The organism is Caballeronia sp. 11_S32 (assembly GCF_056930355.1).
On the sequence record NZ_JBXOWH010000005.1, the window covers coordinates 40,084 to 55,053 of the forward strand.

At 65.7% G+C, this 14,970-nt stretch carries 12 protein-coding genes; 3 read left to right on the plus strand and 9 right to left on the minus strand.

Annotated elements, in window-relative coordinates:
* Nucleotides 1-129 precede the first annotated feature (129 nt).
* The 6 genes from AC1Z32_RS34880 to AC1Z32_RS34905 form a co-directional block, all read right to left on the minus strand.
* Nucleotides 130-360 (minus strand): hypothetical protein, encoded by a 231-nt coding sequence (locus AC1Z32_RS34880; protein WP_483483426.1) that lies wholly within the window; start codon nucleotides 358-360, stop codon nucleotides 130-132.
* Between the two features lie 12 nt (nucleotides 361-372).
* On the minus strand, nucleotides 373-1,383 hold the full coding sequence (locus tag AC1Z32_RS34885) for a chemotaxis protein CheB (RefSeq protein WP_483483427.1): 1,011 nt from the start codon (nucleotides 1,381-1,383) through the stop codon (nucleotides 373-375).
* 52 nt (nucleotides 1,384-1,435) lie between these two features.
* The gene (locus AC1Z32_RS34890) at nucleotides 1,436-5,602 is read right to left on the minus strand and encodes a CheR family methyltransferase (RefSeq protein WP_483483428.1); all 4,167 of its coding nucleotides are present in this window, start codon (nucleotides 5,600-5,602) and stop codon (nucleotides 1,436-1,438) included.
* A gap of 324 nt (nucleotides 5,603-5,926) precedes the next feature.
* On the minus strand, nucleotides 5,927-6,586 hold the full coding sequence (locus AC1Z32_RS34895; protein WP_483483429.1) for a recombinase family protein: 660 nt from the start codon (nucleotides 6,584-6,586) through the stop codon (nucleotides 5,927-5,929).
* A 183-nt stretch (nucleotides 6,587-6,769) separates the two neighbouring features.
* Nucleotides 6,770-6,997: a hypothetical protein gene (locus tag AC1Z32_RS34900; RefSeq protein WP_483483430.1), complete on the minus strand. Its 228-nt coding sequence runs from the start codon at nucleotides 6,995-6,997 to the stop codon at nucleotides 6,770-6,772.
* Nucleotides 6,998-7,165: 168 nt separating this feature from the next.
* Nucleotides 7,166-7,411 carry a DUF6723 family protein gene (locus tag AC1Z32_RS34905; RefSeq protein WP_483484133.1) on the minus strand — a complete coding sequence of 82 codons (246 nt, stop codon included), beginning with the start codon at nucleotides 7,409-7,411 and terminating at the stop codon, nucleotides 7,166-7,168.
* 226 nt (nucleotides 7,412-7,637) lie between these two features.
* Here AC1Z32_RS34905 and AC1Z32_RS34910 point away from each other — a divergent pair, with 226 nt between their 5' ends.
* Nucleotides 7,638-8,741, plus strand: a complete 1,104-nt coding sequence (locus AC1Z32_RS34910; RefSeq protein WP_483483431.1) for a catalase family protein — start codon at nucleotides 7,638-7,640, stop codon at nucleotides 8,739-8,741.
* 106 nt (nucleotides 8,742-8,847) lie between these two features.
* Entirely contained in the window at nucleotides 8,848-9,105 is a 258-nt protein-coding gene (locus tag AC1Z32_RS34915; RefSeq protein ID WP_483483432.1) for a hypothetical protein, read from the plus strand.
* Between the two features lie 29 nt (nucleotides 9,106-9,134).
* Here the strand turns inward: AC1Z32_RS34915 and AC1Z32_RS34920 are convergent, their stop codons facing one another.
* The 3 genes from AC1Z32_RS34920 to AC1Z32_RS34930 all read right to left on the minus strand — a co-directional run bounded on the left by AC1Z32_RS34920 (nucleotide 9,135) and on the right by AC1Z32_RS34930 (nucleotide 13,980).
* Complete coding sequence (locus AC1Z32_RS34920) at nucleotides 9,135-12,407, minus strand: adenylate/guanylate cyclase domain-containing protein (protein WP_483483433.1); 3,273 nt, start codon at nucleotides 12,405-12,407, stop codon at nucleotides 9,135-9,137.
* Nucleotides 12,408-12,473: 66 nt separating this feature from the next.
* On the minus strand, nucleotides 12,474-13,106 hold the full coding sequence (locus AC1Z32_RS34925) for a LysE family translocator (protein ID WP_483483434.1): 633 nt from the start codon (nucleotides 13,104-13,106) through the stop codon (nucleotides 12,474-12,476).
* Between the two features lie 127 nt (nucleotides 13,107-13,233).
* Nucleotides 13,234-13,980, minus strand: coding sequence for a glucose 1-dehydrogenase (locus AC1Z32_RS34930; RefSeq protein ID WP_483483435.1), 747 nt, complete (start codon nucleotides 13,978-13,980; stop codon nucleotides 13,234-13,236).
* A gap of 164 nt (nucleotides 13,981-14,144) precedes the next feature.
* Between AC1Z32_RS34930 and AC1Z32_RS34935 the strand changes: the two genes are divergently transcribed.
* Complete coding sequence (locus AC1Z32_RS34935) at nucleotides 14,145-14,969, plus strand: class I SAM-dependent methyltransferase (protein ID WP_483483436.1); 825 nt, start codon at nucleotides 14,145-14,147, stop codon at nucleotides 14,967-14,969.
* Nucleotide 14,970 lies beyond the last annotated feature (1 nt).

A 14,970-nucleotide genomic window follows, 5' to 3' on the forward strand; every position in this document is an offset into this window, starting at 1 on the left:
ACGCGCGCCCCAAGGTGCGCGCGGCCCGCTCGCCCTGTGTGAATCCGCTTGTCACGGCGCGCATGCGCGAGCGCATTGCGGCTCCCGCGTATCGCGGTTCAGGCGCACGGCAGCCGCGTCGCGTTGCGCTCAGGCGTCGTTCCTCAGTTGCTCGACCCGCTCCACAATGAACTTGCGATGCGCCTCCAGGGCCCCGAGCGCTTCCTGAAAGGTCTGCAACAGCAGGACGGCGGTTTCGTAGTGAGGCCCCGAGGGAGCGAGCATGCCGACGATCTCCTTCTGCCGATCGATACGCACTTTCGCCGCATCAATATCGCGCTCGGCTTTCGCGAGCGTGAGGGTTTCCGTGATGAGATCCATCCGCGCCACCGCTCAGCCCTTCTCTTCCGCGAGCGACTTCGCCCGCATCGTCTCGCGCAGCAGCTCGGCGAGCTGCTCCGCTTCGTCGATGCGCGCCTGCTCGATATCGATCTGTTCCCGATTGCCCGAACGCTCGGCCCAGCGCTGCCGCTCCTTCGCGAAGATCACGCGTTCGTGCACCGCGCGGATCGCCGACCATACCGCCGCCTCCGAGCGCGATTCGATGCCCTCTTCCAGCGACAGCCCCGTGAACGCGTGCCCGGTATGACAGCGATAGCGCAACGGGTGATCGTCCCGGATGCGCCACAGCGAGCCGCCGCAATCGGGACAGGTGAGCGCCGAGCGCTCGCCGACTTCATCGAGCGTCTCGGGATCGGAAAGGCCGTTCGCGGCGATGCGCGCCTCTTGCTCGAACACTCGCTTGTTCATATGCGTTCCCTCGGAAGCCTCGTCCGACGATTTGCCTCGCACCGCAGCCTGAATGCAGCGCGCGAGTTCCTGTTCCATGCACAACAGGTCTGCGCCGCAGGAATCGAGCGCCGCACGGGGCATGCTCGTCGCTTCGCAATCGTCCGGATTCTGCACGATGGCGAAACCCCGCTGCGCGCGGATATTGGCAAGGCCCGCCGCGCCGTCGTCGAGATCGCCGCTCATCACCACGCCCACCACGCGTGGACCGTATTCCATCGCCGCGCTGCGAAAGAGCGGATCGGCGGCGGGGCGCGCGAAATTTTCCTTCGCGCCCTCGTTGAGCCACACGCGCCCTTCCGACAACACGAGATGCCGGTCCGGCGGCGCGACTCGGATGGCGCCGCGCTCGACCTTCTCGCCGTGCGTCGCGTAGCGCGCGGTCAGCGGGCCCCAGGCCGTGAGCAGATCGGGCAGCACGCTCGCGTGACGTCCGATATGCAGCACGATGAAAATGGCCGCGGGCAGGTCCCCCGGGAGCTGGCTGACGAGCACCTTCAGCCCCTGAAACCCGCCCCTCGACGCTCCTATCACTACGATGTCCCGTTCGCGCATAGTGCCTCCCTGGTCTTGTCAGGGCAGCAATCGTCGGGCCGGGTGCCGGGCGCTAGGCTTCGCCGCCCTCCTTGTGCCGCTCCGGGTCGAGCAGCATGTCGAGTGTATGAAGCAGCTCCGGAAAGTCGACCGGCTTGCTCAGGTGCGCGTCGAAGCCCGCATGACGCGCCGCGCGCTTGTCCTCTTCCCGGCCGAATGCCGTCACCGCCATCGCTTTCAGGCCGTTGAGCGCGGCATCCGCGCGCACGCTCCTGATGAGCTCGTAACCGTCGATGCCGGGCAGCTGGATGTCAGTGATGAGCGCATCCACCGGACCCTTGGCGAGCAGTTCGAGCGCCTGCTCCGCGCTCGATGCGACCTGCACGGACGCCCGCTCCAGCTCGAGCAGCGCGGCGAACGAAGCGGTCGCCTCGGAGTCGTTGTCGACGAGCAGCACGCGCGCCCCCGCGACAGGCCGCGCGCGTCCCTCGCTTCGCGCCGGCATGGCTTTTTGCGTGGCCGCCGCCGGCAGCCAGACCGACACGGTCGTGCCGCGGCCGAGTCCATCTGAGTGCGCCTGGATGCGCCCGCCGTGCATCTCGACGAGCTGCTTCGCGAGCGCGAGCCCGATGCCGAGACCGCCGGACGTCGGATTGCGCCCGCCTTGCCGGTACATGTCGAAGATATGCGGCAGCGCCGACGCCTCGATGCCCTGCCCCGTATCGACGACATCGATACGCACCATGCCGCCGTCGCGCGCGATCCGCAGATCGACCGAGCCGCCGCGTTCCGTGAACTTCAGCGCATTGGAGACGAGGTTCCAGATGATCTGTTCGCAGCGCACCGCGTCGGCGAATGCGTAGATCGGCTGGTCGAGATTGCTCGCGCGCAGCCCGATTTCGCGTTGCGCGGCTTCGCTTTCGCTGGCGTCGGCGATGCGCGCGAGCACGGCGACGACATCCACCGGCGCAATGCTCAACGAGAGCTTGCCGGTGCGCACGCGCGAGAGATCGAGCAGATCGTCGATGATCTGCGCCTGGCCGCGCACGGCCCGGCGGATCGAATCCGCGGTTTCCTGCACCACTTCGATCCCGCGCGTCTCCGGCAGACGCGGCAGGATTTCCGCCTTCATGCCGATGAGATTCAGCGGATGCTTGAGCTCGTGCGACAGCATCGCGATGAAGTCGTCCTTCAACTGGTTCGACAGCGACGCCTTCTCGCGCTCCGCGTGCTCGTGCGCGAGCGCCTCGCGGTTCGCGTCCTCGCGCTGCTTGCGCTCGGTCAGGTCACGCGCGATCTTCGCGAAACCGGTGAACGACGGATCGGAGATTGGCGTCACGACGCCGCTGCAATACACGCGGCGTTCGTCGCGCGTGACGTGCCAGCGTTCGTCGTCGGCGCGGCCCTCGCGCGCGGCGATCTCGCGCTCGCGCGCGGGCACGTGCGCTTCGCGGTCCTCCGGGCTGAAGATCAGCGCGATGTTCTTGCCGACCACCTCCTTCTCGTTAAAGCCGAAGATACGCTCCGCGCCCGCGTTCCACGTGACGATCACTCCGCTCGGGTCCTGCACGATGATCGCGTAGTCGTTGGTCGATTGCGCGACGAGCCGCAGACGCTGCTCGCCGATGCGCGCCAGTTCCTCGGCCATGTGCCGCGCCGTGATGTCGATGAGCGTGAGCACCGCGCCGTCGATGCGGTCATCGGCGGTGCGATACGGCAAGAGACGCATCAGATACCACTTGCCGTCCGAGCTTTCCACTTCGCGCTCGATGAGCTTCAGGGTCTCGAACGCCTGCTTCACGTCATCCGCCAGGGAGGAATAGCGCAGCGAATGCGTGATGTCGAAGAGCGAGCGGCCGATATCGACATCGATCAGCTTGAAGACGCGCGTCGCGCTGTTCGTGAAGCGCTTGACGCGGATCTGCTTGTCGACGAACACCGTGGCGATTTCCGTCGACGCGATGATGTTCTGCAGGTCGTCGTTCGCCTTCGCCGTGTCCTCGACACGCGCCTGCAATTCGGCGTTGACCGTGGTGAGCTCCTCGTTCACCGATTGCAGTTCTTCCTTGCTGCTTTCGAGCTCCTCGGTCGCGGAGCGCAGCTCTTCGTTGATGGCCTGCAGCTCCTCATTGGACGCCTTCAGCTCCTCGACCGTGGTCTCGTGCTGCTCGATGGTCGTCGCGAGCTGCTCGCGCGTGTGTTGCAGCTCGCGTTCGAGCTGCATGAGCAACGGGTCCTGGCCTCGCTCCTCGGGCAGTCCTTCGTCGGCCATGTGCTCCTGCACTTCATCGAACAACACGAGGAAGAAGTCGGCGTTCACGCCGGTATCGTGGAACGGGCGCACCGTCATGTTGACCCATACGCCACGGCCGTCCTGTGTGAGCTTGACGCGCCGCGCCTCGACGCTGCCGCCCGTCTGATGCGCGCGAAAGAGCGTCGTGCGCAGATCGAGCCGCAGTTCCGGCAGCACGAGCGCCATGATGTTCGATGACAGTTCGCCGCCGCCGTGGCGCAGGAAGCGTCCGGCGGTCGTCGAGAGATGCACGATGTTCGAATCGCGATCCACGACGACGCTCGGCGGCGCATATTCCTCCAGCACGCGCTGATGCAGCGCCGCGAAGGAAAAGCTGCGGCGCTCCGGCGTCTCCGGGCTCGTGGTCATCACCGGCACGACCGCGACCGTGAGGTCCTCGCGCGGCGCGACGCTCACGGGTCCGAGCGAAGGAAACGAGACCGGCGGCTTCACGCGGTTCAACACCGTGCGCGCGCGGTAGATGCGGCTCTTCTTATCGACGATGGTGAAGAGATCGTCGGCGGTATCGGCGGATTCGGCCGTGCCGAGAAAGAGATAGCCGCCCGCGCGCAACGCGAAGTGAAAGAGCTCGAGCACCTGCCGCTGCACGGCGCGATCGAGATAGATCAGCACGTTGCGGCACGAGATCAGGTCGAGATGCGAGAACGGCGGATCGCGCAGCAGGCTGTGCGCGGCGAACAGGATGCGCTCGCGCACCGACTTCACGATCTGATAGCGCCCGCCTTCCTGCTTGAAATAGCGGCGCAGGAGATCGGGGGGAATATCGCTCGCGATCGAGCCGAGATAGGAGCCCGCGCGCGCCTGCGCGATGGCGGGCTCGTCGATATCGGTGGCGAAGAGCTGATAGGTCGCCTCGAATCCGGCGGTCTCGCGCGCCTGCGCGAGCATGATGGCGAGCGAATACGCTTCCTCGCCCGTCGAGCAGCCGGGCACCCATACGCGGATCTGCGACTCGCCCTTGGTCGCATCGAGCAATTGCGGCACGACATCGCGCCGCAGCGCCTCGAACGCGTCGCGGTCGCGGAAGAACTGCGTCACGCCGATCAGCATGTCGGCAAGCAGGGATGTGGTTTCGTCCGGATTCGCGCGCAGGAAATCGCGATACGCGCCGATGTCGCGCAGCCCGTTGACCTGCATCCGCCGCTCGATGCGCCGCAGAATGGTCGCGCGCTTGTAGTGACGGAAGTCGTGCCCGGTGCGCACGCGCAGTTGCATGAGGATGTCGCCGAGCGCGCGCTCCGCGCCGCCCGCCGTGGGCGAGACCTCCTTCTCCGCCGACTCGCCGCTTTCGGAGATCGGCAGATGGATCTTCTTCGCGTTGGTCCAGAGATCGAGCAGCTTTTCCGGCATCTCCGCCGCGGGCAGGATGAAGTCGACCTGGCGCGTGGTGATGGCGTGCTGCGGCATCTCGGCGAAATGCGCGTCTTCGGGCTTCTGCGCAACGGTGATGCCGCCCATCTCCTTGATGCGCGAGAGGCCCGCGGCGCCATCCGAGCCGGAGCCCGACAGCACGATGCCGATCGAGCGTGTGCCGTGCGCGGTCGCGAGCGTCGCGAAGAAGTGGTCGATCGTCGCGGGCGAGCCGCTCGCGCCCGCGCGATCCACCGCATGGAGATAGCCCTCCGCCATCTCCAGGTGCTTGCCCGGCGCGTTGATGTAGATGTGGTTCTTCTCGATGGCCGTTGTCTTAGACACCTGCGTGACGGGCATGTCCGTCACGCGCTGCAGGACTTCGTCGGCGCGGCTCAGGTGATCCGCCGCCAGATGTACGATCACCACGAACGCCATGTCCATTTCGGACGGCGCATTTTCGAAGAAATTGAGCAACGCTTCAATGCCGCCCGCCGACGCGCCCATGCCGACCACGGCGAACGGCAACGGCTCGAAATTCTCGGAAGGCGGCGCCTTCGTACGACTGCTGGTCATGTCTCCGAGTCCTCCAGTTTCATCCACTCCTTCTGATCGCCGCGCATTTTGTTCGAGTTCACTCGTGATCCGCCGTGCCTGTCTTCTGACATCTTTGGTATTGGAATTGTTGCTCCAAGGAAAGGCACCGGCGACTGCCCGCGTGCCTCTTTTTAGACGGCATCGATTGTAGTGTACGCAACGGAACCGTTCGGGTGATGAATATCATCCGAACGGTTTCCGTGCGCGATTGATCGACACAAAGAGGCAAAAAAAATCGCTGCGCAGCGGCGCAGGAGGAAGACTTTTCGGAGGATTACGCCATCGGCCTTGCGCGCGATTCCGCTATTTCGAATCGTTGGCGGCGAGCGGCGCCGGCTGAATCTCGGGCTCGACGTCCGCTTCCGCGGGGCCGTCCGCCGGCTGCTGCGCATGCGTGTTGCGCAGGCGCATGATGGTCTGGCGGGACGTATTGAGCGAGCGCGCGATCTCGGTCACCGTGAGGCCGGCGCCGAGCGAGATCATCGCCTGGCGCTGCTGCGCCTGCGACAGCGAACTCGGGCGGCCCTGCGCGATGCCGCGTTCCTTCGCGGCGCTCGCCGCCTCGCGCGCGCGGCTGCGGCGCGTGACGCGCTCCAGTTCTTCGGCGAGCCGCAGCGCTTCGACGAAGGTTTCGCCTTCGCCCGAGCAAAGGTCTTTCCTGCCATAGGCGAGACATACCGTGGCGATGCCGCGCTTGCCGAGCAGGTCGATGCTCGCGACCACGTCCTGCACACTGTTTCCGAGGCACCAGAGCCTCGTCGTGATCAGCGTGTCACCGGGCTGCAGGCGCCGCAGCACGCGCTGAAAAGCCGGACGCGCGCTCGCGGACATCGTGCAACTGCAGCGCTCGACGAAGACCGCGCTCATATCGACGAAATAGCCCGCGGCGTCGATCTCGAACAAATCGCGTTCGTGTGTCGGGACACCCCTGCTTTCCTCGAAGACATACACGACGATTGCCATCGGCCTGACCTTTATCGAACCCGGAAAATGCGCGCCCTACCCGAGCCGGTTGAGACGAGGCGCACGCCTGGAGTATGACAGCGAGACCCTCGTGTTCAATGTACGTAAGCCTCATGTTTCGAACACGCTTCCACGCGGACGCGGTTTGATCGATGAGCCGGTAACGGCGCGCGCAGCGGCGTTTCAGGCGGCGGCGGTCGCGCGCCAGAGGCGCCCGTCCACTTCGTCCTTGCCGGCCATGAGCGCAAAGCCGCAGGCTTCTTCGGCGGACGCGAAATGTCCCAGCACGCCGCTCGCGCGCTGGAGCCCCTCGCCGTCGCAGATGATCATCATTGCCGCGTAGAGGCCGCCGTCGTAGGCGGCCATCGGCGTGATAATGAAGCCGCGATAGTTGACCTGACGCTGATTCATGGCGCGCCCTCTCTCTTTTATCCGATGACTGTTCTTGCTCTTGTCGGGCGGTGCGAGCCGCCGAAAGGCGTGCGCAGATTGTCCATCAGAAGAATAAGCCGGCGACTAGGGAAAACCATAAAGATGCCGTGTCCGAAAACTTCCCCTTGAGACTGACCGACCGGACGTTCAGAGTTCGGGCCGAGCCAGATCGGCTTCGACCACCTGGTCGCCGCGCTCGAGCGCGGCGGCGACCGCGGCGGCCTTGGTCGGAAACGGACCGATGTTGTCCGCGCCGTCGAACGGAAACAGCAGCCTGCCGTCGGTCTTTCGCACGACCTTCAGCGTGCCGAAAAAGCCGCTCGCAATGCTGCCCCTGTACGAGGCGTAGATCTGAAAATCGTCCACACCGGTTCCGGGCGTAGGCGCCACCATGCGCGTCGGAAACAGCACCAACTTGGGACGCTTGCCGCTCGATTGATTCACGGGAACCACCGCTCGTTGACTTTCGATGAATTCATTTTGCGTCACTGATCAAGCGAAGGCGCTGTACGTAAGCCGTCCCTTTCCCCGGCCCGATTCCTGCATACGCCGCCGCGCCAGACAGGTCCAAGGGCACAGCCATTGCTGCAGATTCCATCGATGTCCGCGCGGAGATGTCATGTCCAACCAACCCGTTCTTCCGCTTCAGTTCGACCCCGCATTCGAAGTAATTCCCGACGACGAAGCGCAGACCACGGTCGAGCTCGTGCAAACGATGCGCGCCATCGCCGAGACGAGCTACAGGCACTATGGATACGCCCTGCGCAGCGTACATGCGAAGAGCCACGGACTCGTCATCGGCGAAGTGCGCGTGCCCGGCGGCTTGCCCACGCCCTACGCGCAAGGCGTGTTCGCGCGGGAAGCGGTGATACCTGTTGTCATGCGTTTCTCCACCAATCCCGGCGATGTACTCGACGACAAGGTGTCGACGCCGCGCGGCCTCGCGCTCAAGCTGATCGGCGTGGAGGGCGAGCGCCTGCCCGGCAGCGAAGGCCATCGCACGCAGGACTTCGTCATGATCGACGCGCCCGCGTTCACCGCGAGCACGCCGAAGGCCTTTCTCGCCAACCTGAAACTGCTCGCCAAAACAACGGACAAGGCGCCCGGCCCGAAAGAGGTCTTTTCGGCGGTGCTGCGCGGCGCGGAAACGCTGGTCGAGAAGCTGGGCGGCGAGAGCGGCATGCTGAAGCGTCTCGGCGGTCATCCGAAGACGCATATCCTGGGCGAGACCTTCTATACGGCCGCGCCGCTGCTGTACGGCCCGTACTTCGCGAAGATGAGCGTCGCGCCGGTGTCGACGGAACTCACGGCGCTGACCGATGCCCAGGTCGATCTCGACGACCGGCCCAACGGCTTGCGCGATGCCGTGAGCGATTTCTTCGCGGCGCACGGCGGCGAATGGGAGTTGCGCGTGCAGCTCGCCACCGACATCGACACGATGCCGATCGAGGACGCCTCGGTGCGCTGGCCCGAGGATGAGAGCCCGTACGTGGCGGTGGCGCGCATCCGCGTGACGCCGCAGGCGAGCTGGAGCGCGGCGCGCGTCGCGGCGATCGACGAGTGCATGGCCTTCAGCCCTTGGCACGGCGTGCGCGCGCATCGGCCGCTGGGCGGTGTCATGCGAAGCCGCAAGCCGGCTTATGAGATGTCCGCGCATTTCAGGCGCGAGCGCAACGCCTGCCCGATGAACGAGCCGGCCGAAGCGCCGCAACCGGGGGACTGACTGCTCGACTGCCCGCTCGTGAAACGCCGCGTTGATTGCACCTGATCGCGAGCTTTGGACCGGCGCATGCTCGACGCAGATTATCGGGAAGTTCGAGAAGGCGGCCATGTATTCAATGGGCGCATATTTTCTGGAGATCTTTCCTCAACCGATTCCCAACGACGGCTGGACAGGTGACGCATGGCTTTCCCGCCGCAGCGATTATCGTAAGCACGCCGACGTTCCCAAGGTGTCTTTCGCGAGCCACGTCGTGAGGCCTGCCGCGGCATCGGCGGAGGCGGCCATCGCCGCATGGGCGCGGGACTTCGTCGCGACGAGCGGGGAGGTCGTGAAATCGTCGCTGCGGCTCGCGGAAGGCGCGTGAAATGGAGTAAGGCGAGCCGATCCCGCGAATCAACACCGCGCGAGCGCCGCATCGACGGCGGTCAGATGCCGCGCATATCCGGCCTGCATCAGCGCCTCCCGCACGCGCCGGAGTTCGCGCGCGATGGCTTCATCGTCGCGTCGTAGATGCGATGCCGCGAGCGCCCGCCCGCGCGCCGCGAACAATTGCGACCACGGCAGCGGCTCCGCGTGCGTGTATCGATCGAGCGCATCGGCGTGACGAAGCGCGAGCGCCGCGTCGCCGGCGGCGAGCCACGCATCGATGGCATCGCGATGAAACCACAGATGGTTGTGACCCACGGCGCCCAGCCGCAGCAGATCCGCGCCTTCTTCGATGAGACGCGCGCGCTCGGCGTCATCGTCGACGGCGAGACTGAGCGCGCCCAGCGTCTTCGGCGCGCTGAACTGCATGCCGACCTCCCGGCACAACGCAAGCGATGCGCGCAGCACGCGCACGGCTTCTTTGCGATCTCCGCCGTCGAGCAGCAGACGCCCTTGCAACTCCAGATTCTGCGCCTCGAAACGGCGCGCGCCCAATTGCCGGATGAGCGCGCGTTCCTGATCGAGATGACGCTGCATCGCGCGCGCATCGCCCAGTTCATGGCACGCGAACGCGCCGAGCGTCTCGCATAGCAGCTGCGCGCGCGCCTGTCCGACGAGCGCCGCCTCGCGCGAGCCTTCGACGGCATCCGCGAGCGCCTCGCGTGCTTCGTTGAGATACATGCGGCTGAAGCCGATCATCGAGCGATTCGCCACTTCGATTCGGCCGAAGCCGTGCTCGCGCGCAAGCGCGACAGCGCCGCTGAAATGCTCGAACGCGCTCTTCATGCGGCCCTGCGCGTAGGCGGCGTCGGCGAGACCGCCGAGCGCGCGCGCCTGCGCTTCCGGCGCGTTCAGACGCTTCGCATACGCGAGCCCGCGCTCGTGCTCGATCCTGCATTCGTCGATGCGTCCCAGCGGAAACAGGATATTGCCGCGCAGATGATGCAGCCGCGCGAGCTCGCTCACGCGTTCGTCGCGTTGCGCCGATTTCTGCGCGGCATCGATGAGCGCGAGCGCTTCCGCAAGGCCTTCGTTCACGCGCAGGCCTTCGGCGAGACCGAGTTGCGCGTCGCAGAGACTCTCGTCGTCGGGTGCGTGCGCGACGGCCGCGCGATACGTATCGATCGATGCCGCGATATCGCCCAGATCGCGCTGCAGCTCGCCCTTGAAGCACATGAGCGCATGACGCTCGCGCGCCGTGCGCGCGACATCGAGCCCACGCGCGACAAGCTGCAGCGCCGATTCGGTGAAGCGGCTCGCACGTTGCGCGATGGCCGCGTCGAGAAAGGCTTGCGGCGCGCGCTCGTCGTCCGCGCGATCCAGATGCTGCGCGTGCAGCACGGGATCGCTCTGTGCGAACCACTCGGCCGCGCGCCGATGCAAGTCGCGGCGCGGCCCGCGCAGCAGCGTCGAATAAGCGCTCTCCTGGATCAGCGCATGCGCGAACAGAAACTTGTCGCCTTCCGGGATGATCAGCGCATTCGCGACGAGCGCGCCGCAGTCGTAGCCGGGATCGTCGATCAGATGCCGCACGAGCGCGGCATCGAAACGCTGCCCGATCACCGACGCCGCGCGAAACGCCGTCCGGTCGCGCGGCGCGAGGCGGTCCATGCGCGCGAGCACGAGACTCTGGATCGACGGCGGAATCGTCTCGCCGCTGCCTTCCTCCACGTTGTGCAGCAACTGTTCGAGAAAGAGCGGATTGCCCGCCGCGCGTTCGATGCACGCGAGCGCGACGCGCTGGGTCGCATCGATGAAATGGCTCGCGAGCGAGAGCGATTCCTCGCGCCGCAGCGGGCCGAGATCGATCGTCGCGAGCGGCCGGCCGCGAAGGCGCGCGCGCCATGCGGCATCGAGCGGATCGCCTTCGATGCGCGATGTCATCACGAGCAGCCCCGCGCCGTGCGCGATGCCCGCTGCGAAGGCGGCGAGATAGCCGAGCAGTTGCGCATCGGCCCAGTGCAGGTCTTCCACGACGATCATCGCCGGCGCGCGGCGGCATGCATCCGATGTCAGCGCCGCGACGACAGCCTCTTTGCCGCGCTTGCGTGCGGCGTGATCCATCGCGTCGTAAAGGGAGCGCCATTCGCCCGCTTGCGGCAGATCGAGCAGATCGTGCAGAAACATGCGCGCTTCCGGCATGACGACGTGAGCGCTCACGAGACGATCGGCGGCGGCTTGCGCTTCGTCATCGCCGGCGGATGACGAAAGGCCGAGCAGACTGCCGATGATCGCGCGCACCGGGTCCTGCCCTTTGCCGACACCGAAATCGAGCACGAGCCCGCGATGCACCGTGAGGCCGAGCGTCTGCCCGAATGCGCGCATTTCCTCGACGAGACGCGTCTTGCCGATGCCCGCCGGACCGCGCACATAGATGACATGTCCCGCGCGCTGCCCGACGCACACGCGCGCGATCACGCGGAACTGTTCGAGTTCCGCCTGCCGTCCGACGAAGCGGCCGCGGTTGGCGTGACTGGGCTCGCGCATCGCGCTTTGCAGGCGCCAGACGCGCACGGGCGCATCGATGCCCTTGAAGCGCATTGCATCGGTCGAATCGCAGACCGCGTTGTCGCCGAGCGCGCGGCGTACGCCATCGGACAAGAGCGTCTCACCGGCGCCCGCCGCCGCGACGAGCCGCGCGGCGAGATTCACCGAATCGCCATGCACCGTGTAATCCCGCGCCCCCGCGCGGCCGATCGCGCCCGCCACCACTTCGCCGCTCGCAATGCCGATATGCGCCTTCAGCGGCCGCGCGTTCCTCGCGCTGAAGTCCGCAAGCGCCGCGTGAATATCGAGCGCGGCGCGGGCCGCGCGCAGCGGATCGGTCTCGTGCGCGCGCGGTGCGCCGAAGAGCGCCATCACGGCATCGCCGATGTGCTTGTCGACGGTGCCGCCATACGCGAGCACGATGCCGTCGACGATATCCGTGAAGCGGCCGATCAGCTCGCGCAGTTCTTCGGCGTCGATGGTCTGCGCAAGCGCCGTGTAGCCGCAGAGATCGGCGAAGAGGATGGTGACCTGCCTGCGTTCTTCGGCAGGCGCGGCTTCATCGGAACACGCGGCATTCGCGGCCGCGATCGCCGCGAGCAGACGCTTGCGATGCCCGAGCGACTGTACGCCGAGTTCCTTCAGGTCCGCGTCGGTCAGACCGGGCAGCATCGCGGCGTCGATATCGTTCTCTGCGAACGCCTGTGCGTATTGCCCGAGTCCCAGCCCGCCCAGCCATTGTGCGATGTCCATCGTCGTCGCGCCACGCCACGGTTTCTTCGATTCTAGTGCGCGTGGCGCGAAGCCGATGCACGCGTATCAGCGGCGCGCTTCGGTCGCCATTCTGACCGCGAGACCGGCGAGCACCGTGCCCATCAGCCAGCGTTGCATCAAAAGCCATGCGGGCTTGCGCGCGAGAAACACCGCGATCGATCCGGCCGTCATGGCGACCGTTGAATTGACGGTGATGCTCAGCATGATCTGCACGACGCCAAGCAGGAGCGACTGGCCGAGCACGCTGCCGTTCGCCGGATCGATGAACTGCGGCAGAAGCGACAGATACAGCACGGCGATCTTCGGATTCAGCAGGTTCGTGACGAAGCCCATCGTGAAGAGCTTTTGCGGGCTGTCGACCGGCAGGTCGCGCACCTGAAACGGCGAGCGCCCGCCGGGCTTCACGGCCTGCCACGCGAGATAAAGCAGATAGAGCGCGCCGCCGAAGCGCAGCGCGTCGTAAGCGAAGGGAATCGCAATGAGCAGCGCGGTGATGCCGAACGCCGCGCACAGCATGTAGAACACGAAGCCGAGCGCAACGCCGCCGAGCGAAATGAGGCCCGCTGTGCGGCCCTGGCAGATCGAACGCGAGATCAGATAGACCATGTTCGGCCCCGGCGTGAGCGCCATGCCGAGGGCGACGAGAGCGAATGCGAGCAGTTGCGGGGTGTGCGGCATCAGGCGGGCTCCGGCGAGAGAAGTCGATGCATTCTCTTGCCGGAAGCGCGGCTATGCCAGATACAAAACGGGCGCTGCGCGTCGATACACTTGATCGAAAGCGAAGAACGCGAGAGCGCCCTTCGCATCAACGCATGCCGCCGCTCGCGATCAGGCTCTCGCCCGTCATCCAGCGCGCATCGTCCGATGCGAGGAACACCGCGATCGATGCGATATCGTCCGGCTGGCCCAGACGTCCGAGCGGCGTTTGCGCGAGCGCGGCCGCATCGAAATCGGAGCCGATGATGCCCGCGCTGTGCGTGCCTTCGGTCACCACGACGCCCGGATTGATCGAGTTCACGCGGATCTTTTTCGCGCCGAGCTCGCGCGCGAGCACGCCCGTGATCGCATCGACGGCGCCTTTCGTGCCGCTATAGACCGCGCTCGCCGGCGGCGTGATGCGGGTCACGACCGAACTGACGTTGATGATGCTCGCGCCTTCGCCGAGATGCTTCGCGGCGGCCTGCGTCGTCAATAGCGTGCCGAGCACGTTGATATTGAACTGCTTATGGAAGTGCTCTTCGGTGATTTCCTCGAGCGGCGCGAACTCGTAGACGCCCGAGTTGTTGACGAGAATATCGAGGCGCCCATACGTTTCGACAGCGGCATTCACGATGCCCTGCGCATCCGCGGCCTTCGATACATCGCCGCCGACTGCAATCGCACGTCCATTCGCTTTCGAGATGTCCGCGACGACGGCATCCGCGCCCGCCTTGCTGCTCGCATAGTTGACGACGACTGCCGCGCCCTCTGCCGCGAGCGCCTTGGCGATAGCGGCTCCAATACCTTTCGATGCGCCCGTGACGACCGCCACCTTGCCTGCGAGTTTGCTCATGATTGGTTCCTTGAAGAGATTATTTAATGCGAGGATTGTCCGGTTGCGTTCGACAAAACCGGCGTGACAGCATTCACTGTAGACATCTCTTCGAGCGCGATAAAGCCGCGTAGAGTGAACAGACTTGCAGGCTCAGACGAATAATCCATTGCTGGAGGCCGCGCATGGACACGAACACGCTTCGCACCGACACGCGTTTCGCCGGTCAGATACCCGAGTTTTACGACCGGCTTCTCGTGCCGATGCTCTTCGAGCCCTACGCCGGCGATATCGCGAAGTGCGTGGTGGCGCTCGCGCCGTCGCGAGTACTGGAAACGGCGGCGGGCACCGGCGCCGTCACGCGCACGATGGCGCATGCGTTGTCCGCGCCCGTCGATATCGTCGCGACGGATCTGAATCAGGCGATGCTCGATCGCGCCGCGATGATCCCCATCGAGAAGCCCGTGACATGGCAACAGGCCGATGCATTGCAACTGCCTTTCGATGACGCGAGCTTCGATGTCGTCGTGTGTCAGTTCGGCGCGATGTTCTTTCCGGACAAAGCGGCTGCGTTTGCTGAGGCGCGCCGCGTGTTGCGCAACCGCGGCACGCTGCTGTTCAACGTGTGGGACCGTATCGAAGAAAACGAGCTTGCCGATGCGATAACCGGCGAACTCAGCCGCCTCTTTCCCGAGGATCCGCCGCTTTTCATGAAACGCACGCCGCACGGTTACTTCAATCAGGAAGCGATATCGCGCGATCTTTCAGCCGCGGGCTTTGATGCGAAGCCGCGCTTCGATACGGTGACGCATCGAAGCCGCGCGGCATCGGCGGACGTGGCCGCCATCGCGTATTGCCAGGGCACGCCCTTGCGCAACGAGATCGAATCACGCAGCGGTATGCGTCTCGACGAGGTGACATCGGCATGCGCCGCGGCCATTGCGGCGCGCTTCGGTTCCGGTCCCGTCGATGGCAAGATTCAGGCGCACGTGATCGCCGTGCAGCGCTGAG

Excerpts from the sequence above, each read along its gene's own strand:
- AC1Z32_RS34910 (WP_483483431.1), top strand. The coding sequence starts at position 7,638 with ATGTCCAACCAACCCGTTCTTCCGCTTCAGTTCGACCCCGCATTCGAA.
- AC1Z32_RS34915 (WP_483483432.1), top strand. The coding sequence starts at position 8,848 with ATGTATTCAATGGGCGCATATTTTCTGGAGATCTTTCCTCAACCGATT.
- AC1Z32_RS34900 (WP_483483430.1), bottom strand. The coding sequence starts at position 6,997 with ATGAATCAGCGTCAGGTCAACTATCGCGGCTTCATTATCACGCCGATG.
- AC1Z32_RS34880 (WP_483483426.1), bottom strand. The coding sequence starts at position 360 with ATGGATCTCATCACGGAAACCCTCACGCTCGCGAAAGCCGAGCGCGAT.
- AC1Z32_RS34935 (WP_483483436.1), top strand. The coding sequence starts at position 14,145 with ATGGACACGAACACGCTTCGCACCGACACGCGTTTCGCCGGTCAGATA.
- AC1Z32_RS34925 (WP_483483434.1), bottom strand. The coding sequence starts at position 13,106 with ATGCCGCACACCCCGCAACTGCTCGCATTCGCTCTCGTCGCCCTCGGC.
- AC1Z32_RS34905 (WP_483484133.1), bottom strand. The coding sequence starts at position 7,411 with ATGGTGGCGCCTACGCCCGGAACCGGTGTGGACGATTTTCAGATCTAC.
- AC1Z32_RS34920 (WP_483483433.1), bottom strand. The coding sequence starts at position 12,407 with ATGGACATCGCACAATGGCTGGGCGGGCTGGGACTCGGGCAATACGCA.
- AC1Z32_RS34895 (WP_483483429.1), bottom strand. The coding sequence starts at position 6,586 with ATGGCAATCGTCGTGTATGTCTTCGAGGAAAGCAGGGGTGTCCCGACA.
- AC1Z32_RS34930 (WP_483483435.1), bottom strand. The coding sequence starts at position 13,980 with ATGAGCAAACTCGCAGGCAAGGTGGCGGTCGTCACGGGCGCATCGAAA.
- AC1Z32_RS34885 (WP_483483427.1), bottom strand. The coding sequence starts at position 1,383 with ATGCGCGAACGGGACATCGTAGTGATAGGAGCGTCGAGGGGCGGGTTT.
- AC1Z32_RS34890 (WP_483483428.1), bottom strand. The coding sequence starts at position 5,602 with ATGACCAGCAGTCGTACGAAGGCGCCGCCTTCCGAGAATTTCGAGCCG.